Below are 22513 nucleotides of genomic sequence, written 5' to 3'. Positions count from 1 at the left end.
GCCCATATTGCCCGATGCCGGGGACGACTAATCGTCTAGCGCGACGCCGCCACGCAAGCGCCGACGGCGGCGACGTGCCGGTTCGGGTCTGCGATTACGCAGTTTGCCCTCGCCGCTCTCGGCTTCTTCGGTGGCCTCGGCCGCAGATTCCTCGGTATCGGTCCCGGATTCGTCGGCGTCCGCCTTGACCTCGGCCTCTTCGGTGGCGCCGGCATCCTTGTCCGTCTCGGCGTCGGCCTCGTCGCCGGACTCGTCGGCCACCTCGGCCTCGTCGCCGGACTCGTCGGTCTCGTCGGCCGCTGCGGCATCCTCGGTCTCGTCGACAACCTCGTCGGTGTCTTCGGCCTGGTCCTCGGTCTCGTCCTCGGCTTTCGCGCCCCCGCGGCGACCGCGGCGCTGCTTGGGCTCCTTGACCTTCAGCGGCTTGGGAGGCGGTGGTGGCATCTCGGCCACCGAAGCGAGGTAGAACGCGAAAACGCCGAGCAGTGCGATCGCTGCTGCGGCGCCGTAGACACCGAACAGCCACCTGCCCGCGGTATCGAGCGACAACCAGATCTCGCTGACGGCCGCGCCGACGATCAACACGCCGGCCAGCACGTGCAGCGCAATCGACACGGCCCGCAGCCGCAGCGCCATCTGGGGCGTTCCGAATTCCGGGCGTCGAGTCCGCAGGAGGGTGAACACCACCGGCAGCGCGGCCAGCCCGATCAACGCGCCGCACACGATGCGCATCACCGTGCCGAAGGTGTGCGGAATGTCGCCGGAGAGCTCATAGGAGCGGGGCAGGACGAAGAAGAAGTACAGAACACCGGCCACGACGCTGAACGACGCGTGCCAGGTCACCGCGACAGTGCGGCTCATTCTCCTCCTAGACGATTGTTTGGCCCCGGGGTGCGACCGAGCCTGGCCGTCGGAACGTGCCGACAAGCCGCACCCCGGGCCGAGTGCGGAGGATGCGGGATTTGAACCCGCGAGGGCTATTAACCCAACCCGCGTTCCAGGCGAGCGCCATAGGCCACTAGGCGAATCCTCCGCGGGCCATGGTAGCCGACCTCAGACCAGAGCCGATCCGGATGCAACCGGCTCGGGTATTAGACTCGCCGTGGACCCCGCGCGGCGTCCATCCTGTGAACTCCCCCAGGGCCGGAAGGCAGCAAGGGTCAATGGGCTCTGGCGGGTGCGCGGGGTCCCCTTCATTTCCCGCATCTTCAGTCGAAAGGCGTTCGGTGTCATTTCTGTCGCTCGGCCGGGACGAACTCGCCGCAGAACATGAGCAGCAGAAGCGCAACTACGCCGAACTGCAGGCCAAGGGGCTCAAGCTCGACCTGACCCGCGGTAAGCCGTCCGCGGCGCAGCTGGACCTGTCCAACAAGCTGCTCCAATTGCCCGGTCCCGACGACTTCCGTGACGGCGACGGCACCGACGTCCGCAACTACGGCGGCGTGCACGGGCTGCCCGAACTGCGCGCGATCTTCGGGGAACTGCTCGGCATCCCGGTGCAGAACCTGATCGCGGGCAACAACGCCAGCCTCGAGTTGATGCACGACGTCGTCGTGTTCTCGATGCTGCACGGCGGCCCCGACTCGGCGCGGCCGTGGGCTCACGAGCCCGCACTGAAGTTCCTGTGTCCGGCCCCCGGCTACGACCGGCATTTCGCGATCACCGAGAGCCTGGGCATCGAGATGATCACCGTGCCGATGCTCGAGGACGGTCCCGACGTCGACCTCATCGAGGAACTCGTGGCCACCGATCCCGCCATCAAGGGGATGTGGTGCGTGCCGGTGTACTCCAACCCGACCGGCGTCACGTTCTCCTGGGAGACGGTGCGCCGGCTGGTTCAGATGCGAACGGCGGCAAACGATTTCCGGTTGATGTGGGACAACGCCTACGCGGTGCACACCTTGACCCACGACTTCGTCCGCAACGTCGACGTGCTCGGGTTGGCCGAGGCCGCGGGCAACGGCAACCGCCCCCTGGTTTTCGCGTCCACGTCGAAGATCACCTTCGCCGGCGCCGGGGTCAGCTTCCTGGGCGCCTCGCTGGGCAACATCACCTGGTACCTGCAGCACGCGGGCAAGAAGTCGATTGGCCCGGACAAGGTCAACCAGCTGCGCCATCTGCGCTTCTTCCGCGACGCCGACGGCGTGCGTCTGCAGATGCAGCGTCACCAGCAGCTGCTCGCACCTAAGTTCGCCGCGGTGTTGGAGATTCTTTCCGAGCGGCTCGGCGATTCGAAGATCGCGTCGTGGACCGAACCCAAGGGCGGATACTTCATCAGCCTTGACGTCCTGCCCGGCACGGCCAAGCGCACCGTGGCGCTCGCCAAGGATGCGGGCATCGCGGTGACGGAAGCGGGCGCGACGTTTCCGTATCGAAAAGACCCGGAAGACAAGAACATCCGCATCGCCCCGACGATGCCCCCCGAGCCCGAGCTGCGGGCCGCGATCGACGGTCTGGCCACCTGCGCACTGCTCTCGGCGACCGAGTCGCTGCTGAAGGGCTCTTAGTCGGCTTCCGGCTCCCGTTTGTGCATCTGACGACGATTTTCGCGGAAAAGCGTCGTCAGATTCACAATCGAAGCCCGCGAGCGCGCAACGCGCTTTCGACCCTCGCCACATAGGTGGCGCGCCGGTAGCGCAGCAGGTCTCTGCTAACCCGGATGATCACCCAGTCGAGTTCGGTCAAGGCGAACTGCTTGTCGATGTCGCGCTGCCTCACGCTTGGATCGGTCCAGTGTTGTGGGCCGTCGTATTCGATACCGACCTTGAAGTCCTCATACGCCATATCGAGCCGGGCGAGGAACTGCCTGTACTCGTCGAATACGCGAACCTGCGTCTGCGGCGCCGGAAGCCCCGCGTCGATCAACGCCAGCCGGGCCACCGTCTCCTGCGGGGATTCCGCACCGGCGTCCATCAGCGGAAGCACGCGCCTGAGCCGAGGAATGCCGCGGGCGCCCGCATGCGCGGCGATCACCGCCTCCACGTCGACGTGTTTGAGCCCGGTGGCGTTGGCCAGAGCGTCGAGACGCTGCACCGCGACGGTCCGGTCTTCGAGATGGCGACCGAGGTCGAACGCCGTGCGTGCCGGAGTCGTCACACGCATCGCGGTCATGGTCAGGAGTTCGCTCGGTAGTACGCGTTCTGTCCGGACGACGAGTTTGGTTGGCGCCCTGCGGTTGTCGTGGATGAGTTCAGCGGGCTCCGACCCGTCGATGTACTTGGCGCCCAGTACCGCCGCTGCCGACAGGCCCGCGACGATTCCGCGCCGCTTCGACCACAGCCAGGCTCCCTGCGCGCGATCGCGCGCCGATACCGTGGCGTCGCGTGGGACGTAGACGCCCGGATAGATCGGGGCGTACAGGCGGCGCATCGCGCGCTCAGAGATCGCGCCGGTCGACAACGCTTCGCTCCCGACGAACGGCCACGGCAGTTCGGTCATGCTCGTACGGTGCACGCGTGGACCGACGGATCACGGCCGGGGTCGCGAGTCATCCACAGGGTCGCCACCGTTTGTGAACCTGACGACGCTCAGAGTGGCCAAACCGTCGTCGGATGCACAACCCGGCGACACAGTGGTGGCCCGCCGAGCCGTCACACCGCGCCGGTAGCCTGCTGACCGTGGCGCTCTACCGCAAGTACCGGCCCGCGACCTTCGCCGAAGTCGTCGGCCAGGAACATGTCACCGAGCCCCTGTCGACGGCGCTGACGTCGGGCCGGATCAACCACGCGTACCTGTTCTCCGGTCCGCGCGGGTGTGGCAAGACCTCGTCGGCACGCATCCTGGCGCGGTCGCTGAACTGTGCGCAGGGCCCGACGGCCACGCCGTGCGGAGTGTGCGATTCCTGCGTGGCGCTTGCGCCGAACGGGCCCGGCAGCGTCGACGTCGTCGAACTCGACGCCGCCAGCCACGGCGGTGTGGACGACACCCGCGAGTTGCGTGACCGCGCGTTCTACGCCCCTGCGCAGTCGCGGTACCGGATCTTCATCGTCGACGAAGCGCACATGGTCACCACGGCAGGGTTCAACGCGCTGCTGAAGATCGTCGAGGAACCGCCCGAACACCTGATCTTCGTGTTCGCGACCACCGAACCGGAGAAGGTGCTGCCGACCATCCGCTCGCGCACCCACCACTACCCGTTCCGGCTGCTGGCGCCGCGCACCATGCGCACGCTGCTGGAGGGCATCTGCGAGCAGGAGAACGTCACCGTCGACGACGCGGTGTACCCGCTGGTGATCCGCGCCGGCGGCGGGTCGCCCCGCGACACCCTGTCGGTGCTCGACCAGTTGCTCGCCGGCGCCGAGGGCAACCACGTCAACTACACGCGGGCGCTGGCACTGCTGGGTGCGACGGATGTGGCGCTCATCGACGACGCGATCGACGCGCTGGCCGCCGGCGACGGCGCCGCGCTCTTCGGGGTGGTCGAGGCGGTGATCGACGCCGGTCACGACCCGCGCCGGTTCGCCACCGACCTGTTGGAGCGGTTCCGCGACCTCATCATCCTGCAGTCGGTGCCCGATGCCGCGGCGCGCGGCGTCGTCGACGGGCCCGAGGACGTGCTCGATCGGATGCGCGAGCAGGCCACGCGCATCGGCACCGCGACGCTGACCCGCTACGCCGAGGTGGTGCACGCCGGACTCGGCGAGATGCGTGGCGCCACGGCGCCCCGGCTGCTGCTGGAAGTGGTGTGCGCGCGGCTGCTGCTGCCATCGGCCAGCGACACGGAAGCGGCTCTGCTGCAACGGATCGAGCGCATCGAGACGCGCCTGGACATGTCGATTCCGGCCGGTGAGGGCGCAGCACCTCAGGTGAGCGGGCCGCCGAAGCAGTACGCCCGCAGGAGTAAGACCGAAACGCCGGCGGCCGAGCCGGCGCCCGCGCCGCCGCGCAGCGAGCCGCGGTCCCAACCCCAGCCCGATCCGAAGCCAGAGCCCCAGCCCGATCCGAAGCCAGAGCCCCAGCCCACGCCAACAGCAACCGAGAGCAAACCGCCGTCGCCGCCCCCGGTGCGACCGCCGTCCGATCCGGTGGTCGAGGCGCCGCCCCCTGCCGCGGTGACGGGTGAGCCGAACGCCGCGGCCGTGCGCAGCATGTGGTCGACGGTGCGGGACAAGGTGCGCGAGCGCAGCCGCACCACCGAGGTGATGTTGTCGGGTGCGATCGTGCGCGCGGTCGAGGGCGACACACTGGTGCTCAGCCACGACTCGGCGCCGCTGGCCAAGCGGTTGACCGAACAGCGCAACGCCGACGTCATCCGCGAAGCGTTGAAGGACGCCCTCGGGGTGAACTGGAAGATCCGCTGCGAGGCGGGTCCGGCCGCGGCACCGCCGCCGCCGAAGGAGCCGGTTCCGGCCGGACCGCCCCCGCCCCCGCACGACGACGACGAGGAGGCGATGCTGGCCGAAGCCGGCAGCGACACCTCGGACACGCCGCGCCGCGATCCGGAGGAAGCCGCGCTCGAGCTACTGCAGAACGAGTTGGGTGCCCGGCGTATCGACGGCTGAGGCTGCGACGCCCGCTAGGGCGTCCACCACGGCCGCAGCGGCAGGCCGCCGTCGTAGCCGTCACGATCCAGCTTGACCGCCAGAACCTGGTGCAGCTGAACGACATTCGTCTCAAAGCCCAGCCGCGAGCCGGCCATGTACAGGCCCCACACCTTGGCCGTCGCCAGCCCGACCTCGGCGACGGCCTCGTCCCAGTGCTGCACCAGGTTGCGACACCAGTCGCGCAGCGTCAGCGCGTAGTGGTGGCGCAGGTTCTCCTCGTGAACCACCTCCAGGCCGACGTCCTGCGCCTCGGTGATGATGCGACCGGAACCGGTGAGCTCCCCGTCGGGAAAGACGTAGCGGTCGATGAAGCCCCCGGCGGTGGAACCGGTCCGGTTGTCCGGTCGGGTGATGCAGTGGTTGAGCAGCAGTGCGCCGTGACGCATCTTCGACTGGAGGAAATCGAAGTAGGCGGGGTAGTTGTGCACGCCGATGTGCTCGGTCAGCCCGATCGACGACACCGCGTCGAAATCGGACTCGCGCACATCGCGGTAGTCGCCGTGGCGCACCTCGGCGAGATCTCCGAGCCCGTCGCGGGCGATCGCCTCTCGCGCCCAGGACGCCTGCTCCTTCGACAGCGTGACCCCGAGCGCCTTGACGCCGTGCCGCGCGGCGTAGCGCACCATGCCGCCCCACCCGCAACCCACGTCGAGCAGGCGGTCGCCCGGCTTGAGGCGCAGTTTCTCGAACACCAGCCGGTACTTGTTCTCCTGCGCCTCCTCCAGCGTCGACCCGCTGTGCGGATAGCACGCGCACGTGTAGGTCATCGACGGGCCCAGCACCCACTCGTAGAACGTGTTGGAGACGTCGTAGTGATGGTGAATCGCCTCGGCATCACGAGTCTTGCTGTGGCGCAGTCCTTCCGCGATCCGACGCCACCGCGGCAGCGCCTCCTGCGGGGGCGGCGCGATCGGCTTGAGGTGCTCGATGCCGATGGAGCGCACGATCTGGGCGAGCACCCGCGCGGGCGGACGTTTGAAGTCCATCTTGTCGGCGAGCGCCTTGAGCAACTCGTAGGGATCGCCCGGATGCACGCCGTGCGTCGCCAGATCGCCCGATACGTAAGCACGCGCCAGCCCCAGATCCCCAGGCGCAGTGGCCAGATACGTCGTGCCGCGCGGCGTCAGCAGCTCCATGCCGAGCGGGGCGTCTTCGGGTCCGGCTGTACTTCCGTCGTAGGCGCTGAAGCGCAGCGGCAGGTTTCCGCCCGCAAAGATCTCCAAAATCTCGGCCAGCGTGAGCTTTCCCGCCGGCGCCTGCGCCGCGTGTTCCTTGAAAGTCGTCATCGTCTCTGCACCGCCTTCGCATAGAGATCGAGCAGCCGTGAATCTGGATCGTATGCCTTTTTCACTATCTTGTAGGTTTCGCCGCCGTACAGATCGTCGAACTCTTCGCGGCTGTAGTACGAATCCGAGTACAACGACTTGTGACCGTCGAGTTCGCTGACCTTCTGTTCGATCAACGTGTTGGTATGCCCTTCGCTGGGGCCGACCGGTACCGACGACCAGAAGCCGACGTTGACGTAGGTGTGTTTCGGCCGAAGCGGATACAGGGGCCACCCGCCGTCTGCGCCGGCGTCGTCGCGAAGTCGTAACGGGCACAACCAGATCGGCTCGATCGGCACGTTGTCGAGGAACCAGTGCAGGAACTCCGCCAACCGCCCGATCGGCACCTCGACGTCCTGCACGACGCGTTCGCGCCGTGGTCGCCCGTTACGCTGCTCGATCCGATCGGCGATGTCGAACCGCTGGTCGAGCGCGACCAGCTTCCAGTAGAAGCTGGAGCGCCGGTACCGACGGGGCCACCACCGGCGGATCGAAGGATTCTGGACGCCGAACGCCCGTGAGCACCAGAACCAGTCGGTGTCCCACCGCCACAGGTAGTCATGGATTGTCAGCCGGTCGTGCTTCTGGGCGCCGTTGTCCCCGGCGTGCTGAATCGAGCGGTAGTAGATGTGTTGGCCGGTGTAATCGCTGACGGGTCCGGGTGTGGTGGTTTTGAATCCGAGTGTCAGATAGGCCTCCTCGGCGGAGAACACCACACCGTCGAGATAGTCGACGGGAGCGCCCTCGTAGCCGCGGGTCTCGACGATGCCGTCCATGGCGGCGACGAGGTCCTCGATGCTGTTGAACCGCAGGTGGCGCAGCGCGACGAACGGCTGCACGGTTTCCAGCTCGATCTTCAGCCGAACCGAATAGCCCAACGTGCCATACGAATTCGGGAACGCCCGGAACAGGTCGGTGTTCTGGTCCCGCGATGCGGTGACGACGTCGCCGGTGCCGGTGAGGATGTCCATGTCCAACACCGACTCGTGGGGTAGGCCGTTGCGGAACGACGTGGACTCGATTCCGAGCCCGGTGACCGCTCCGCCGAGCGTGATCGTCTTGAGCTGCGGTACCACCAACGGCGCCAAGCCGTATGGCAGCGTCGCGGCGACAAGATCTTCGTAGGTGCACATGCCGGCCACGTCGGCGGTACGCGCCTCGGGGTCCACGGCGATGACACCGGTCAACCCCGAGACGTCCAGGCCCTTCGCGGTGGTTTTGGCCCGCGCACGGAACAGGTTCGACGTGGGCTTGGCCAGGCGAACGGTGGCATCGGGCGGAATCGCACGATAGCTGCTCAGTAGCCGCTGCACGCCCGCGGCATGAAGAGCACGTGCGTCGGTTCGGGCAACAGACACGGATATACGCTAGTCCGCGGTCGCAGGCGATGCGACCGCATGGAACTTCTACCGAGGAGCGTGCACCGATGGGACAGGTCAGCGCATCGAGCACCGTCTTGATCGACGCTGCGCCGGAGACGGTGTTGTCGGCCATCGCGGACTACGCGAACGTGCGACCGAAGATCCTGTCGCCGCACTACAGCGACTACCGGGTGCTCGAGGGCGGACAGGGCGCGGGCACGGTGGCGACCTGGAAGCTGCAGGCGACCAAGTCGCGGGTCCGCGACGTCAAAGCCGAGATCGACGTGGCCGGTCACACGGTCATCGAAAAGGACGCCAACTCCTCGATGATCACCAACTGGACGGTCGCACCCGCGGGTCCCGGATCGTCGGTGACGGTCAAGACGTCCTGGCAGGGTGCGGGCGGGATCGGCGGCTTCTTCGAGAAGACGTTCGCGCCGCTGGGGCTGCGCAAGATCCAGTCCGAGGTGCTGGAGAACCTCAAGAAGCATCTCGAGGGATGACCTCGCTAAGCGGTTGATCGCAAGCACCTGGTGCATGCGATCAACCCGTTAGAGGCAGGTCGGGGCTACGTCGACCCCAGGAACCCCGCGATGCCGCGCACCACGGCGTCGGCGTACTTCTGCCGCCCCTCCGGCGTCTTCATCAACGCCGAATCGACCGGATTCTTCATGTTGCCCAGCTCCACCAGGATCGACGGGTACTGGGCGAGGTTCAGGCCCGCGATGTCCGACCGCGGGTTGAGGCCGTTCGAACCGATGTAGGTCGACGGCACGAAACCGGAGGCCTGCAACTGGTCGCGCATGATCCCCGCGAATCGGGGAGACGGCCCCGCCTGCGCGTCGTTGAGCGGCGGGGACGAGTACAGGACGTGGAAACCGCGCCCGGTCGGCGGGCCGCCGTCGGCGTGGATGCTCACGATCGCGTTGGGTTTGATCGAATTGGCCAGCGCGGCGCGCTCGTCGACGCACGGGCCCAGACCGGTGTCGTCGCCGCGCGACATGGCGGTGCGCACGCCCAGCGCGTGCAGGGCCTGGCGGACCCGCAGCGTGGTCTCCCAGGCGAACGTGTGCTCGGCGTAACCATCGTCGGTGGAAGTGCCGCTGGCCTGGCAGTCCTTGGTGCCGCCGCGGCCGGTGGGCACCTGCTTGCTGATCGAGGCGTCGTTGGCGCCGTTGTGTCCCGGGTCGAGGAACACGATCTTGCCCGCGATGTTGGCCGGCGCGGCCTCGGCCTCGAAGGCGGGGTTGACGAGCGTCGATGCGGCGACGAGTAGTCCGGTCGCCACCGCGGCACAGCCGCGCAATGTTCTCGTGGCGCCGACACGCAGGCGGGCAGGCACGGCCGTCACCGTAACCGCAACGACGACTACGCTGAAAGCTCAAACGGCCGCGAGCCGAGGACAGAAACCAAGTCGAGACCGGACCGCAACCAAGACGCAAGGGGACCACTCATGCAACCGCAAGGCCAACCCGATATGTCCGCGCTGCTCGCGCAGGCCCAGCAGGTCCAGCAGCAGCTGATGGAGGCGCAGGAGGCGCTGGCCAACGCCCAGGTGCACGGTCAGGCCGGCGGCGGTCTGGTGCAGGTCACCATGAGGGGCAGCGGCGAGGTGGTGGCCGTGTCGATCGACCCGAAGGTCGTCGATCCCGAGGACATCGAGACCCTGCAGGATCTCGTGGTCGGCGCCATCTCCGACGCCGCCAAACAGGTCACCATCCTCGCCCACGACCGGCTCGGGCCGCTCGCGGGCGGCATGGGCAATCTCGGTATCCCGGGAATGTAATTGTTCGAGGGACCCGTCCAGGATCTGATCGACGAGCTCGGCAAGCTGCCCGGCATCGGGCCGAAGAGCGCGCAGCGGATCGCCTTTCACCTGTTGTCGGTGGAGCCGCCCGACATCGACCGGTTGACCGCCGTGCTGAACAAGGTGCGCGACGGGGTGAAGTTCTGCGCGGTGTGCGGCAACGTCTCCGACGACGACCGCTGCCGCATCTGCAGCGATCCCCGGCGCGACGCCGCACTGGTCTGCGTGGTCGAGGAGCCGAAAGACGTGCAGGCCGTCGAGCGCACGCGCGAGTTCCGCGGGCGCTACCACGTGCTGGGCGGGGCCCTGGATCCGCTCTCCGGGGTGGGCCCCGAACAGCTGCGAATCCGCGAGCTGCTCAACAGGATCGGCGAGCGGGTGGACGGGGTGGACGTCACCGAGGTGATCATCGCGACCGACCCCAACACCGAAGGCGAGGCGACGGCGACCTACCTCGTGCGCATGCTGCGCGACATCCCGGGCCTGACGGTCACGCGGATCGCGTCCGGTCTGCCGATGGGTGGTGACCTGGAGTTCGCCGATGAGCTGACGCTCGGCCGCGCACTGGCCGGCCGACGCGCGATGGCATAGCCGAGAAAGGACATCCATGCCCGACGAGTTCAAGGTCGAGGTCGAGCTCGGCAGCGAGCAGCATCTCTCGTTCTGGGAGAAGCTGCGCACCCTTGACCTGGACAACGACGCGCGCGAGCGGCTCGGATCGCGGGTGACGGTGACCCGCGACGGCGACCGCATCCAGCTGTACACGGCCACCTTGGCCGACGCGCAGGAGGCCGAGCGCACGGTGCGCACGTTGGTGGCCGACGACGGCGTCGACGCGCAGTACACGGTCAGCCGGTGGGACGCCGCGAGCCAGGAGTGGGTGGACCCGGTCAGCGGTGTAGAGGTAGCCGACGATGCGCCGGAGGTGCCGACTCCGGATCCGCGCTACGTGATCCTCGAGGCGTACAAGCCGGAGTTCCTGCGCGACCTCGGCCTGTAACTTTCGCGGAAGTTGTCTCAGACCCGTCGGGGCGCGGCCAGGCGTTCGCGTCGCAACTGCTCCACCTCGTCGAGGTGCAGTGGCGGCAGGTCACCGACCACCCGGCTCAACAGGTGGTCGGCCAGCTCCGGATTGCGGGCCAGGCACGGTCCGTGCAGATAGGTGGCGATGACGCCGCCCTGCACCGCCCCGTCGAAACCGTCGCCGTCGCGATTCCCCGCACCCTTGATCACCTTGGCGAGGGGCCGCGCGTCTGCGCCGAGAACGGTCCCGCCGCGGTGGTTTTCGAATCCCGTCAGCCGCTGCGATAGGCCGGTCAGCAGCGGCTGGGACACCACCTCGCCGATCGTGCGCTTGTCCTGCGGTGAGGTCGTGACATCGAGTAGGCCCACGCCGTCCACGCGTTCGCCCGACGAGGTTTCATACCAGTGCCCCAGCACCTGGATGGCCGCGCAGATCGCCAGCACGGGCGCTCCCCGCGCCGCCGCCTGCTGCAAGCCGGGATACCGCAGCAGGTGCTTGGTGGCCAGGCGCTGGGCATAGTCCTCGGCGCCCCCGAGCGTGTACAGGTCCAGCTCGGAAGGCACCGGGTCGTCCAACGTGATCTCCACGATCTCGGCGTCGAAACCCCGCAGCCGCAGGCGTTGTCGCAGCACGACGGAATTGCCGCCGTCACCGTAGGTTCCCATCACGTCGGGCAGCACCAACCCGATGCGTACCGCCGACTCAGGCATCGGGAAGCCGCCTGTTCAGCTGCAGGAACGCGGTGTAGTTGGCGATCACCTCGACGTGCCCGGGCGGACACGACGCGATCGCGGCGAGCGTGTCGTGCACGAGCGTGTGCTCCACGCCCGCGTAACCCAACCGCACCGCGAGATCGGTGCCGCGCTCACCGGCGGCCACGACGTGGGTGTCCTCGAAGTGCTCGAACCGGACGTCCCACAACCAGGACAGGTCTTCACCGTCGGGTACCTGGCCGTTGACCGAGATCACCACGCCCGCACCGTGTTTGTCGACCATCGACAACGCTTCCTGCCAGCCCGCCGGGTTCTTCGCCAGCAGCACCCGCGCGGTGTGCTCGCCGAGGCGCACGGTGCGGTAGCGCCCGGCGACCTCGTCGACACCCGACACCGCGGCCACCGCCGCCGCCGGGTCGGCGCCCATCGCGACCGCCGCCGCCACGGCCTGCGCGGCGTTGCCGCGGTTGACGGCACCGGGCAGCGACAGTGTCATCGGCAGCGAAAACCCGTCCGGCCCATAGATATTGGTGTCGTCGAACCACCAGTGCGGGCTGGGCCGCTTGAAATCGGTTCCGGTGGAACGCCAGTCGCGGCTGTTACCGCCGTCACGCAGGATGATCTCCCCGGATCGCGGACAGCTCACCGAGTCGTTGGCCCAACTGCCGCCCGCGGCCACCCACACCACATTGGGGCTGTCGTATGCGGCCGAGGTCATCAGCACGTCGTCACAGTTGGCGACCACGACGGCCGACGGGTGACGAGCCAGTCCGGCGCGCAGGGTGCGCTCGATGTGGTTGATCTCGCCGACGCGGTCCAGTTGATCGCGGGACAGGTTCAGCAGCACGATCACCGTCGGTTCTACCGCTTCGGCCACATGTGGGACGTGCATCTCGTCGACCTCGAGGGCGGCCAGGGGCGCCTGCCGCGCACCGGCCAGCGCGGCCACCAGCCCGGCGTCCATGTTCGCGCCGGTGTCGTTGGTGGCGACCGGTCCGATCGTGCGCAGCGCCGCCGCGATCATCCTGGTCGTCGTCGACTTGCCGTTGGTCCCGGTGACCACCACGGTGTCACGGCCCGCGCCGAGCTGGCGCAGCAGGGACTTGTCGAGCGCCAGCGCGACCAGCCCGCCGATCATCGCCCCCGCACCGCGCCCGGTGACCCGCGACGCCCATCGGGCGCCCGCACCGGCCGCGAGGGCGAGCCGTCCACGTGTCGTGACCACCCCGGCAGTTTAGGTAGCCGACACGCTGGCAGGCGATTCGGCGAGGTCCCGGCTTTGTCACAGCACCGTGCGATCCTGACGAAGTGGGCCCAATGGACGCCGGAGGTCACCGGCCGAGCGGCTCTGACGCCGAGAATCGGCCCCGCTGGGGCCGGCCTGCAGAGCATGCCGGAGAAGGCTGGGCGGTCGTCGACGTGGAGACCTCGGGCTTCCGGCCGGGTCAGGCCCGCATCGTCAGCATCGCCGCGCTTGCCCTCGGCGACGACGGCAACGTCGAACAGAGCCTGTACACGCTGCTGAACCCCGGTGTCGATCCCGGCCCGACGCATGTGCACGGTCTGACCGCCGACATGTTGGAGGGCCAACCCACCTTCGGCGACATCGTCGACCACCTCGTCGAGTTGCTCGACGGCCGCACGCTGGTCGCGCACAACGTCGGCTTCGATTACTCGTTTTTGGCCGCCGAAACCGAATTGGTCAACCGCGAGCTGCCCACCGACACCGTGATGTGCACCGTCGAACTGGCGCGCAGGCTGGACCTGGGCACCGAAAACCTGCGGCTCGAAACGCTCGCCGCGAACTGGGGCATCAGCCAGATCCGGCCGCACGACGCCCTCGACGACGCGCTGGTGCTCGCCCAGATCCTCAAGCCGGCGCTCGTACGCGCGCGGGAGCGCCGGGTCTGGCTACCGGTGCACCCGGTATCGCGAAGACGCTGGCCCAACGGTGTCGTCACCCACGACGAGCTGCGTCCGCTCAAAGCCGTCGCGTCCCGTCTGCCGTGTCCTTACCTCAATCCCGGCCGATACATCAGCGGGCGACCGCTGGTGCAGGGCATGCGGATCGCGCTGTCCGCCGAGGTCGAATGCACCCACGAAGAGCTCATCGAGCGGATCCTGCACGCCGGGCTGGCCTACACCGACACCGTCGACGCCGAGACCTCGCTGGTGCTCTGCAACGACGCCCAGCCGGCCCAGGGCAAGGGCTATCACGCCGGGGAGCTGGGTGTCCCGCTGGTCAGCGACGCGGAGTTCATGCGCGCGATCGACAGCGTCGTCGGCGGTACCGGCGTCGAAGAGTTCACCGACACCACGCTCGCCGGCGACCAGTTCGCACTGTTCTGAATGGCAGACCATCGCATTGTCCTGGTGGACGTCGCCACTGCGTCGGCGCTCGCGCAGGTGCTGCCGGTGCTGCTGCTCACGCTCACCGTCGAGCTGAGGCGGACCCAGCTGCACCGGACCCAGCCGCGACTGCTGCTCGGCGGCTTGTTCGTGATATTCGGTGTCGTCGAGACGGTCCTTGTGATTTCGATCGACGGTTCGCTGATCCCGTTCCAGTGGTTCGATCTGGTGTCCGCGCTGGCGATCCTGGGTCTTCTCGCGGTCATCTTCTGGATGTCGCTCGTCGACTCACCCCGACGCGAGTGAGGGTCAGCGCGACGCCCGGTTGACCGCCGAGACCACCGCGCGCAGTGATGCGGTGGTGATCGACGGTGCGATGCCGACACCCCACACGGTGTTGCCGCCGACCGAGGCCTCGACGTAGGCCGCGGCTTGCGCCTCCTCACCGGCCGACAGCGCGTGCTCGGAGTAGTCGAGAACCGATACGTCAATCCCTATGGCGCCCAACGCATCGACGAACGCGGCGAGCGGGCCGTTGCCGGCGCCGACGATCTCGCGCTCGACACCGTCGACCATCACCACGGCCTCGATGGTGTCGGTGCCGCCGTCCACCTCCGCGGCCGTCACCTTCTGGCGGATGCGTTCAAGGGGACGGATCGGCGCCAGATACTCCTCGGCGAAGACGTCCCACATCTCCTTCGGGGACACCTCGCCGCCCTCGCCGTCGGTGATCTTCTGAATCGCCTGGCTGAACTCGATCTGCAGCCGTCGCGGAAGTGCCAGACCGTGATCGGCCTTCATGATGTAGGCGACGCCGCCCTTGCCGGACTGCGAGTTCACCCGGATGACGGCCTCGTAGGTGCGACCGACATCCTTCGGGTCGATCGGCAGATACGGCACCTGCCAGAGGATGTCGTCGACATCTTGGTCGGCGGCGTCCGCATCGACCTTCATCTGGTCCAGGCCCTTGTTGATGGCGTCCTGGTGGCTGCCCGAGAAGGCGGTGTAGACCAGATCGCCGCCGTACGGGTGTCGTTCGTGCACCGGCAGCTGATTGCAGTACTCGACGGTGCGACGGATCTCGTCGATGTTCGAGAAGTCGATCTGCGGGTCGACGCCGCGCGAGAACAGGTTCAGTCCCAGCGTCACCAGGCAGACGTTCCCGGTGCGCTCACCATTGCCGAACAGGCAGCCCTCGATCCGGTCGGCACCGGCCTGATAGCCCAATTCGGCTGCGGCGACGGCGGTTCCGCGATCGTTGTGCGGATGCAGGCTCAAGATGATGCTGTCGCGAGGGCTCAGATGCCGATGCATCCACTCGATCGAGTCGGCGTAGACGTTCGGGGTCGCCATCTCGACGGTCGCGGGCAGGTTGACGATCAGCGGCGCGTCGGGCGTCGGCGCGATGATCTCGGCGACGGCGTTGCACACGTCGACCGCGTACTCAAGTTCGGTGCCCGTGTAGGACTCCGGCGAGTACTCGAACCGCCACTGGGTGCCGGGATACTTCTTGGCCTCCTCCACGCACATCCGCGCGCCGTCGGTGGCGATCGCCTTGACCGCGTCGCGGTCGGCGCGGAACACCACCCGCCGCTGCAGGATCGACGTGGAGTTGTAGAAGTGCACGATCGCGCGCGGCGCGCCTTCACAGGCCTCAAACGTCCGCTCGATCAGTTCCGGGCGGCACTGCGTCAGCACCTGGATGGTGACGTCGTCCGGGATGACGCCTTCGGTGATGATCTCGCGGACGAAGTCGAAGTCGGTCTGGCTGGCCGACGGGAAGCCGACCTCGATCTCCTTGTAGCCCATCCGCACCAGCAGGTCGAACATGCGGCGCTTGCGCTGCGGGCTCATCGGGTCGATCAGCGCCTGGTTGCCGTCGCGCAGGTCGACCGCGCACCACATCGGCGCGGATTCGATGACCCTGTCCGGCCAGGTGCGGTCGGCCAACGTGATGTTCTCGACCTCGTCGGCGAAGCTGCGGTACCGATTGACCGGCATCGTCGAACCGCGCTGGGTGTTCCACGCCGGCTGGCCGGGATGGGGCGGACCCGACGGCTTGGTGATCTGACGGACCGACGAGAACGCGTCGGGGGAATCGGGTGATGGTTTCGAGAACGTGGTCACGGTATTGCTCCGGGAGTTTGAAGGGGGACTCGACCGGCGCATCGCGAACACCCGCGACGGGAAGCCGGTCTGATCAGACCCCGTCGCGGCTGCCGAGAAGGAGCACCCGCTGCACGTCGCACACTGTACTCCCGGCCCGGGCACCTCACAAAATGCAGCTCGCGGGCGCTAGACCTGCGAGTCGGGGAACGCGATCACCGACAGGAACCGGATCGGCAACTCGATCAGGTCCACCGGCCCGTGTGCGCCCTCCCCGTCGAACTGCAGCGAGTCACCGGGATGGAGCCGGTACACCGACCGGCTGTGGCTGTAGTCCATGACCCCTTCGAGGACGTAGATGAACTCGGTGCCGGGGTGCTGGAACAGGGGGTAGGTCTGGCTCTTCTCCGACAGCGTGACCTGCAGGCATTCCAGTCGCTTGTGTTCGCCGCGCAGCGAGCCGAGCAGCTGGTACTCGTGACCCTCGCGGGTGCCCTCGCGCACGATGCGCGCACCGGTGCCCGCCTTGACGAAGGCGGCGGGCCGCTCGACGTCGGCGCCGCGGAACAGGCTGGTGACCGGGACGTCGAAGCCCGTCGCCAGCAGCGCGAGGGTGCTCAGGCTGCAGGACGTCTGGGCGTTCTCGATCTTGCTCATCATCGCCTTGGAGATGCCGACCCGCGCGGCCATCTCGGCGACCGTCAAACCCTGCTGCAGGCGGAGCCGCCGGACGTTGCGCCCGATGGCCGCCTCGATCTCGAGCTCGGAGACAGGCGCCTGCGGATCGCGGTCGCGGGCGGTGCCGGATCTGTTGCGGAGCAGCGGTACGTCAGACATGTCTACTGGCAGGAATCATCGCATCTGGCCCGCGCCCACATACGGATGCGGGCTCGTCAGCAGGTCGCCGTCGACAAAGCGCGACAGCCGGAAGTCGGTCTCGGGGATGCGCGGGTCGCTGCTGCGCCCGTCGATGACCAGGTCGGCGATGAGCCGGCCGACGGCGGGCGCGATCTTGAAGCCGTGTCCGCTGAAGCCCGCCGCCACCAGCACGCCGTCGATTGCGGTGGTGCTGATCACCGGGTTCCAGTCCGGGGTGGCGTCATAACAACCTGCGTAGCTGCCCGTGATCGCCGCATCGGTGAACCCGGGGAACCGGGTGCCGACCCGTTCGACGGTCAGGTCGACGAACGACTCGGTTGCGCGGTTGGAGTACGCGTCGGGGTCGGCGTTCTCGGGTTCGGACAGGTCGCTGTTGCCGAACAGGATCTCGCCGCCCAGTTCCGGGCGTACGTACTGCAGCGAGACCAGGTCGGAGAACACGGGCACCGGTCCGACATCCACGCCGGGGGAGATCAGCACGATCTGCTCGCGCACCACCCTGATGGGTACGTCGATGCCGTACGGCGCGAGGAACGGTTGCGTCCACACGCCGGTGGCGACGACGACGGTGCGCGCCCAGACCGTGTCGCCGTCGGCGGTGCGGACACCGGTGACGCGGCGGCCGTCGAGCACGAGTTCGGTTGCGGCCGTGCCCTGCCGGATGCGCACACCCGCGGCGCGCGCCGAAAACGCGAACGCCTGTGCGGTCTGGTACGCGTCGCCGTAGCCGCCGCGCGGCTCCCATCCGAAGGCGGCGAACGGTGACAGGTCGGCCCACGGCCACATCCGCGCGACCTCGTCGACGTCGATCTCCTCGGTCTGCACGCCGACGGACCGTTGTGCGGCAAGGCTTTTACGCAGTGCGTCGACGTCCTGTGGGCCGACGCCGACGACGTAGCCGGTCTGGCGGAAGCCGATGTCGAGCGCCTGGTCCCCCAGAAACTGCTGAGGCTTCTCGAACACCTCCAGCCCGACGGCGGCCATCGCCGCCAGCGAGCTCACCCCGTAATGGCAGCGGACGATGCCGCTCGACTTGCCGGTCATGCCGGATGCGACGGTGTTACGTTCCAGCACAACGACATCGGTGACTCCGCGTTGACTCAGCGCCCATGCCGCGGCGGCGCCCTCGATGCCGCCGCCGATGATCACGACGTCCGCAGTGGTCACGTGCCGGGGATCCAATTCGTGCCGGCGAGTGGGACGCGCGCCATCGCGGCCGCCTCGATCGTGACCGCAACCAGGTCTTCCGGCTCGAGATGACACACGTGGGACTTGCCGCAGGCCCGGGCGATGGTCTGGGCCTCCATCGTCAGCACCCGCAGGTAATTGGCCAATCGGCGACCGCCTTCGACCGGATCGAATCGCGCCGCCAACTCCGGGTCCTGCGTGCTGATGCCCGCGGGATCGGTACCGTCCTGGAAGTCGTCGAAGAAACCCGCTGCGCTACCGAGCTTCTCGTACTCGGCGGCGTAACGAGGATGGTTGTCGCCCAACGCGATCAGCGCCGCCGTGCCGACGGCGACGGCGTCGGCGCCCAGCGCCAGGGCCTTGGCGACGTCGGCGCCCGTGCGGATGCCGCCCGAGACGATCAGCTGCACCCGCCGATGCACGCCGAGTTCCTGCAGCGCGTGCACCGCCTCCGGTACGGCGGCCAGCGTCGGGATGCCGACGTGTTCGATGAACACCTCCTGGGTGGCGGCCGTGCCGCCCTGCATACCGTCGACGACGACCACGTCGGCGCCGGCGTGCACCGCGAGTTTGACGTCGTAGTAGGTGCGAGTGGCGCCGATCTTGACGTAGATCGGCTTCTCCCAGTCGGTGATCTCGCGCAACTCGTTGATCTTGATGGTCAGGTCGTCCGGGCCGGTCCAGTCCGGGTGCCTGCACGCCGAACGCTGGTCGATACCCTCGGGCAGCGTGCGCATCGCCGCGACGCGCGGCGAGATCTTCTGCCCCAACAACATTCCGCCACCGCCGGGTTTGGCCCCCTGGCCGAGCACCACCTCGATCGCGTCGGCCTTACGCAGGTCGTCGGGATTCATCCCGTATCGCGACGGAAGATACTGATAGACCAGGTACTTGCTCTGGCCGCGTTCCTCGGGGGTCATGCCGCCGTCACCGGTGGTCGTCGAGGTGCCGACCTCGCTGGCGCCACGTCCGAGGGCCTCCTTGGCCGGCCCGCTCAACGCACCGAACGACATTCCTGCGATCGTGACCGGAATATCGAGGTGCAACGGATGTTTGGCGTGACGGTCGCCGAGAACCACGTCGGTGGCGCACCTCTCGCGATATCCCTCCAGTGGATAACGCGACATCGACGCCCCGAGGAAGAGGAGGTCGTCGAAGTGCGGCAGCGGCCGCTTGGCGCCCCAGCCGCGGATGTCGTAGATGCCGGTTTCGGCCGCGCGTTGGATGGCGGCGATGGTGGTGCGGTCGAAGGTTGCGGATTCGCGGAGGGCCCAGGGGTTCATCAGTAGCTCGATGCGTTGTCGATGTGGAAGTGGTAAAGGGACCGCGCCGACCCGTAGCGGGTGTACGCATGCGTGTCATCGTCGAATCCCGCGGCCGCCAACAGCTCCCGCAGCTCCCGATGGTGTTCGGGCTGCATCGGTTCGGCGATGCAGTCGGCACCCAGCGACGCGACCTCGCCGCGCACGTAGATCCGGGCCTCGTAGATCGAGTCCCCGAGCGCTTCGCCGGTGTTCCCGCGCACGACGAGGCGACCCGCCTGCGCCATGAACGCGCTCATGTGGCCGATGTCCCCGCCCACGACGATGTCCACTCCTTTCATCGAGATGCCGCACCGTGCCGCGGCGTTGCCGTCGATGACCAGCAGGCCGCCGTGGGCCGTCGCACCCGCCGACTGTGAGGCGCTGCCCTTGACGCGGACGAGACCGCTCATCATGTTCTCGGCGACGCCCGTGCCCGCATTGCCGTTGATGGTCACTTCGGCCCGCTGGTTCATGCCCGCGGCGTAGTAGCCGACGTGGCCGTCGACGGTCACCCGTACGGGTGCGTCGAGGCCGACCGCGACGTTGTGTGCGCCCGCGGGATTGGCGATCACGAAGTCACCGGACAGCCCCGGCGCATGCAAAGCCGCGTTGACCTCGCGGAGGGGAGTGGTGGCCAGGTCGTACGCGATGGCCGATGAGGGCTTGCCCGAAGAGCATGTCAGCGTGTCCATGCGTAGACCACTTCCGGTTCGGGTTCGAAGATCTTGGCGGCGCCGACACCGGGAAGGCCGGCCAGTGCGCGGTATTCGCTCGCCATCGCCACCCAGTCGGCGGTCTCGGCGATCACGGCGGGCTTGCACGCGATCGCATCGCGCACCACCGCAAACGAATCGCGGTTGGACACCAGCAGCGTGTAGAAGCCGTCGAATTTCGCGCACAGTTCCTTCAGCGCGGTCTTCACGTCGCAACCCGCCGCGAGTCGGTGCGCGACGAACCGGGCTCCGACCTCGGTGTCGTTCTCGCTGTCGAAACGCACTCCGGCAGCGCGCAGTTCGCGGCGGATGGTGGCGTAGTTGGCGAACGACCCGTTGTGTACCAGGCACTGCTCGGGCCCGACCGCGTACGGGTGGCATCCAGCGGGTGTCACGGCCGATTCGGTCGCCATCCGGGTGTGGCCGACGCCCTGCCAGCCCTGCGCCTTGGCCAGGTTCCAGTTCTCGGTCAGCGTTCGTGGGTGACCCACCCCCTTGAGCACCGCGAGGTCGGTGCCGAACCCGGCGACCAACGCATCGGGGTAGGCGGTCCGTACGGCGTCGTGCAGCGTCTCGGTCGGCGCCTTCGCAGTGACCAGGTACGTCGCGTCATACCGCGTCACCGTGACATCGAAACCGATGGCCTCCGCGGTCGGTTCGGTCCCCAGAACGGAGACACAACTCGTGTCGGGCGGCGCCAACGCCGGATCGCCGTAGACCGCGATTCCCGCGGAGTCCGAACCGCGGTCGCCCATTTCGCACAGCATGTCGGTGAGCAGTTCCCCCAGGCGGGGATACAGGTCGGGGTTTCGCAGATGCAGGCCCACGATTCCGCACATCGTCAGGCTCCTCCTCAGAAGGCGGTCAGGTAGTTGTCGATCTCCCATGTGGTGACCGCGCTGTGGTAGGCGAAGAACTCGTCGCGCTTGAGCTTCGCGAAGTAGGAGGCCACGCCGTCACCGGTGGCGTCCAGCACACCGGCGATGACGGGATCGCTTTCGAGCTCGTCGACCGCGTGCAGAAGCGTGGCGGGCAGCGGCGAGCGATGCTGAGCGCCAACGGGTCCGGGGTCGGTGCTGCGCTTGATCCCGTCCAGCCCGGCGCCCAGAGCGGCCGCGATCGCCAGGTACGGGTTGGCCGAGCCGTCGCTGCCCCGCAACTCGATGCGCTGGGCGTCGGGCACCCGGATGTAGTGCGTGCGGTCGTTGCCGCCGTAGCTCGGGGTGTTCGGCGACCAGGAAGCACCCGACGCCGTCGTGGTGGCCCTGGTTCGCTTGTAGGAGTTGACGGTTGGCGCGACAACCGCCTGAAGCGCGCACGCGTGCTCGAGTATCCCGCCGAGGAACGCGTAGGCCGTTTCGGACAGGCCGAGGCCGTGTTCATCGGGTTCGTCGGGTCCGGCCGGAAACACCGGCCGGCCCGCGCTGGTCAGCGACACATGCAGATGCAGGCCGCTGCCCGTGCGGTCGGCGAACGGTTTGGGCATGAAGGTGGCCACCATTCCGCGCTCGGCGGCGATCGTCGAGAGCAGATAGCGCAGCGTCACCACCCGGTCGGCGGTGGTGAGCGCGTCGGCGAACTCGAAGTTCTGCTCGAATTGACCGTTGCCGTCCTCGTGGTCGTTGGCGTAGTTGGACCAGCCCAGCTGGTTCATCGCCCGGGAGATGGTGGTGAGGTGGTCGTACATCCGGGTGACGCCGCGCGCGTCGTAACAGGGCTGGGCGGCCGTGTCGGCGGCGTCGGCGGTGCACAGCCCGCCGTCGGCGGTGCGGCGCAACAGGAAGTACTCGACTTCGGCGCCCACCCACGGCTCGAAGCCGGCGTCGGCGGCCTGCTCGATCAGCGCCTTGAGGATGACGCGCGGCGCGTACGGCCACGGCGCGCCCTCGACGTGCGGGTCGCAGTGCACGATCGCCAGCCCGTCCTTGATGAACGGGATCGGGGTGAACGACTCGACGTCCGGGATCGCCATCATGTCAGGGTCTTTGGGCTCCTGGCCCATCGCTCCGACGGCGTATCCGGCGAACCCGACGCCGTCGGTCGCGAGCAGCTCGACCGCCTCGACGGGAACCAACTTGGCGCACGGCTTGCCGCGCAGGTCGACGAACAGGGCGAGGATGAACGTCGTCCCGGACTCCTCGGCCAGGGTGGCCAGATCTTTGGACATTGCTTTCGAACCTGTCTTCTGTAATGAATCTCTG

Annotated in this window: 22 protein-coding genes, 1 tRNA gene and 1 other RNA gene; 9 read left to right on the top strand and 15 right to left on the bottom strand. The window is 67.9% G+C overall.

All coding sequences use genetic code 11. The features are described from left to right. Positions 1–27: 27 nt before the first annotated feature. Both AU072_RS23855 and AU072_RS23850 read right to left on the bottom strand, forming a co-directional pair. Entirely contained in the window at positions 28–861 is an 834-nt protein-coding gene (locus AU072_RS23855) for a lipid uptake coordinator LucA (RefSeq protein ID WP_064416034.1), read from the bottom strand. A gap of 86 nt (positions 862–947) precedes the next feature. Beyond that, positions 948–1033, bottom strand: a tRNA-Ser gene (locus AU072_RS23850). 68 nt (positions 1034–1101) lie between these two features. Between AU072_RS23850 and ffs the strand changes: the two genes are divergently transcribed. Both ffs and AU072_RS23845 read left to right on the top strand, forming a co-directional pair. Then, positions 1102–1196: signal recognition particle sRNA small type (gene ffs, locus AU072_RS27795), an RNA gene on the top strand. Between the two features lie 30 nt (positions 1197–1226). After that, the gene (locus AU072_RS23845; protein WP_064416033.1) at positions 1227–2507 is read left to right on the top strand and encodes an aspartate aminotransferase type Ic; all 1281 of its coding nucleotides are present in this window, start codon (positions 1227–1229) and stop codon (positions 2505–2507) included. A 61-nt stretch (positions 2508–2568) separates the two neighbouring features. Here AU072_RS23845 and AU072_RS23840 read toward each other — a convergent pair whose 3' ends face one another. Beyond that, positions 2569–3438: a type IV toxin-antitoxin system AbiEi family antitoxin gene (locus tag AU072_RS23840; protein WP_064416032.1), complete on the bottom strand. Its 870-nt coding sequence runs from the start codon at positions 3436–3438 to the stop codon at positions 2569–2571. 179 nt (positions 3439–3617) lie between these two features. Between AU072_RS23840 and AU072_RS23835 the strand changes: the two genes are divergently transcribed. Then, a complete protein-coding gene (locus tag AU072_RS23835) occupies positions 3618–5501 on the top strand; it encodes a DNA polymerase III subunits gamma/tau (RefSeq protein ID WP_064416137.1) in 1884 nt (627 codons plus the stop codon). A gap of 14 nt (positions 5502–5515) precedes the next feature. Here AU072_RS23835 and AU072_RS23830 read toward each other — a convergent pair whose 3' ends face one another. Together AU072_RS23830 and AU072_RS23825 are read right to left on the bottom strand one after the other, a co-directional pair. Continuing rightward, complete coding sequence (locus AU072_RS23830; protein WP_064416031.1) at positions 5516–6829, bottom strand: class I SAM-dependent methyltransferase; 1314 nt, start codon at positions 6827–6829, stop codon at positions 5516–5518. Continuing rightward, on the bottom strand, positions 6826–8226 hold the full coding sequence (locus AU072_RS23825; RefSeq protein WP_064416030.1) for an FAD-binding oxidoreductase: 1401 nt from the start codon (positions 8224–8226) through the stop codon (positions 6826–6828). The genes AU072_RS23830 and AU072_RS23825 overlap by 4 nt, the downstream gene beginning before the upstream one ends. A gap of 68 nt (positions 8227–8294) precedes the next feature. Between AU072_RS23825 and AU072_RS23820 the strand changes: the two genes are divergently transcribed. After that, positions 8295–8732 carry an SRPBCC family protein gene (locus tag AU072_RS23820; protein WP_064416029.1) on the top strand — a complete coding sequence of 146 codons (438 nt, stop codon included), beginning with the start codon at positions 8295–8297 and terminating at the stop codon, positions 8730–8732. A 65-nt stretch (positions 8733–8797) separates the two neighbouring features. Here AU072_RS23820 and AU072_RS23815 read toward each other — a convergent pair whose 3' ends face one another. Next, complete coding sequence (locus AU072_RS23815) at positions 8798–9571, bottom strand: Rv3717 family N-acetylmuramoyl-L-alanine amidase (protein ID WP_064416136.1); 774 nt, start codon at positions 9569–9571, stop codon at positions 8798–8800. A 111-nt stretch (positions 9572–9682) separates the two neighbouring features. Between AU072_RS23815 and AU072_RS23810 the strand changes: the two genes are divergently transcribed. Genes AU072_RS23810 through AU072_RS23800 form a run of 3 tightly spaced genes read left to right on the top strand, consistent with a single transcriptional unit; the run spans position 9683 to position 11036 of the window. Then, positions 9683–10015 carry a YbaB/EbfC family nucleoid-associated protein gene (locus AU072_RS23810; protein ID WP_064347748.1) on the top strand — a complete coding sequence of 111 codons (333 nt, stop codon included), beginning with the start codon at positions 9683–9685 and terminating at the stop codon, positions 10013–10015. Continuing rightward, positions 10016–10627 carry a recombination mediator RecR gene (gene recR / locus AU072_RS23805; RefSeq protein ID WP_064416028.1) on the top strand — a complete coding sequence of 204 codons (612 nt, stop codon included), beginning with the start codon at positions 10016–10018 and terminating at the stop codon, positions 10625–10627. A 16-nt stretch (positions 10628–10643) separates the two neighbouring features. Then, positions 10644–11036 carry a hypothetical protein gene (locus AU072_RS23800; protein WP_064416027.1) on the top strand — a complete coding sequence of 131 codons (393 nt, stop codon included), beginning with the start codon at positions 10644–10646 and terminating at the stop codon, positions 11034–11036. 17 nt (positions 11037–11053) lie between these two features. Here the strand turns inward: AU072_RS23800 and AU072_RS23795 are convergent, their stop codons facing one another. Together AU072_RS23795 and AU072_RS23790 are read right to left on the bottom strand one after the other, a co-directional pair. After that, entirely contained in the window at positions 11054–11770 is a 717-nt protein-coding gene (locus AU072_RS23795) for a type 1 glutamine amidotransferase (RefSeq protein WP_064416026.1), read from the bottom strand. After that, the gene (locus tag AU072_RS23790) at positions 11763–12998 is read right to left on the bottom strand and encodes a Mur ligase family protein (RefSeq protein WP_064416025.1); all 1236 of its coding nucleotides are present in this window, start codon (positions 12996–12998) and stop codon (positions 11763–11765) included. Before AU072_RS23790 ends, AU072_RS23795 begins: the two co-directional genes overlap by 8 nt. Before the next feature lie 92 nt (positions 12999–13090). Between AU072_RS23790 and AU072_RS23785 the strand changes: the two genes are divergently transcribed. Together AU072_RS23785 and AU072_RS23780 are read left to right on the top strand one after the other, a co-directional pair. Next, the gene (locus tag AU072_RS23785; RefSeq protein WP_064416024.1) at positions 13091–14122 is read left to right on the top strand and encodes a DEDDh family exonuclease; all 1032 of its coding nucleotides are present in this window, start codon (positions 13091–13093) and stop codon (positions 14120–14122) included. Then, positions 14123–14428 (top strand): hypothetical protein, encoded by a 306-nt coding sequence (locus AU072_RS23780; RefSeq protein WP_064416023.1) that lies wholly within the window; start codon positions 14123–14125, stop codon positions 14426–14428. A gap of 3 nt (positions 14429–14431) precedes the next feature. On the opposite strand, the gene leuA is transcribed toward AU072_RS23780, so the two are convergent. From leuA to glnT, 7 genes are all read right to left on the bottom strand, one after another. Further along, positions 14432–16291: a 2-isopropylmalate synthase gene (gene leuA / locus AU072_RS23775; RefSeq protein ID WP_235629949.1), complete on the bottom strand. Its 1860-nt coding sequence runs from the start codon at positions 16289–16291 to the stop codon at positions 14432–14434. A 126-nt stretch (positions 16292–16417) separates the two neighbouring features. Beyond that, the gene (locus tag AU072_RS23770) at positions 16418–17065 is read right to left on the bottom strand and encodes a helix-turn-helix domain-containing protein (RefSeq protein WP_064416021.1); all 648 of its coding nucleotides are present in this window, start codon (positions 17063–17065) and stop codon (positions 16418–16420) included. A gap of 15 nt (positions 17066–17080) precedes the next feature. Further along, positions 17081–18274, bottom strand: coding sequence for an NAD(P)/FAD-dependent oxidoreductase (locus AU072_RS23765; protein ID WP_064416020.1), 1194 nt, complete (start codon positions 18272–18274; stop codon positions 17081–17083). Beyond that, positions 18271–19578 (bottom strand): FMN-binding glutamate synthase family protein, encoded by a 1308-nt coding sequence (locus tag AU072_RS23760; protein ID WP_064416019.1) that lies wholly within the window; start codon positions 19576–19578, stop codon positions 18271–18273. Before AU072_RS23760 ends, AU072_RS23765 begins: the two co-directional genes overlap by 4 nt. After that, complete coding sequence (locus AU072_RS23755; protein WP_064416018.1) at positions 19578–20291, bottom strand: GltB/FmdC/FwdC-like GXGXG domain-containing protein; 714 nt, start codon at positions 20289–20291, stop codon at positions 19578–19580. The genes AU072_RS23760 and AU072_RS23755 overlap by 1 nt, the downstream gene beginning before the upstream one ends. Continuing rightward, a complete protein-coding gene (locus tag AU072_RS23750; RefSeq protein WP_064416017.1) occupies positions 20279–21151 on the bottom strand; it encodes a class II glutamine amidotransferase domain-containing protein in 873 nt (290 codons plus the stop codon). The genes AU072_RS23755 and AU072_RS23750 overlap by 13 nt, the downstream gene beginning before the upstream one ends. A 14-nt stretch (positions 21152–21165) precedes the next feature. After that, the gene (gene glnT / locus AU072_RS23745; protein WP_064416016.1) at positions 21166–22479 is read right to left on the bottom strand and encodes a type III glutamate--ammonia ligase; all 1314 of its coding nucleotides are present in this window, start codon (positions 22477–22479) and stop codon (positions 21166–21168) included. Between the last annotated feature and the right edge of the window lie 34 nt (positions 22480–22513).

It is taken from the genome of Mycolicibacterium novocastrense (assembly GCF_001499835.1).
GTDB classification, from domain to species: Bacteria; Actinomycetota; Actinomycetes; order Mycobacteriales; family Mycobacteriaceae; genus Mycobacterium; species Mycobacterium novocastrense.
Note: the sequence above shows the minus strand (reverse complement) of the source record. Positions and strands in the feature narration are given on the sequence as shown.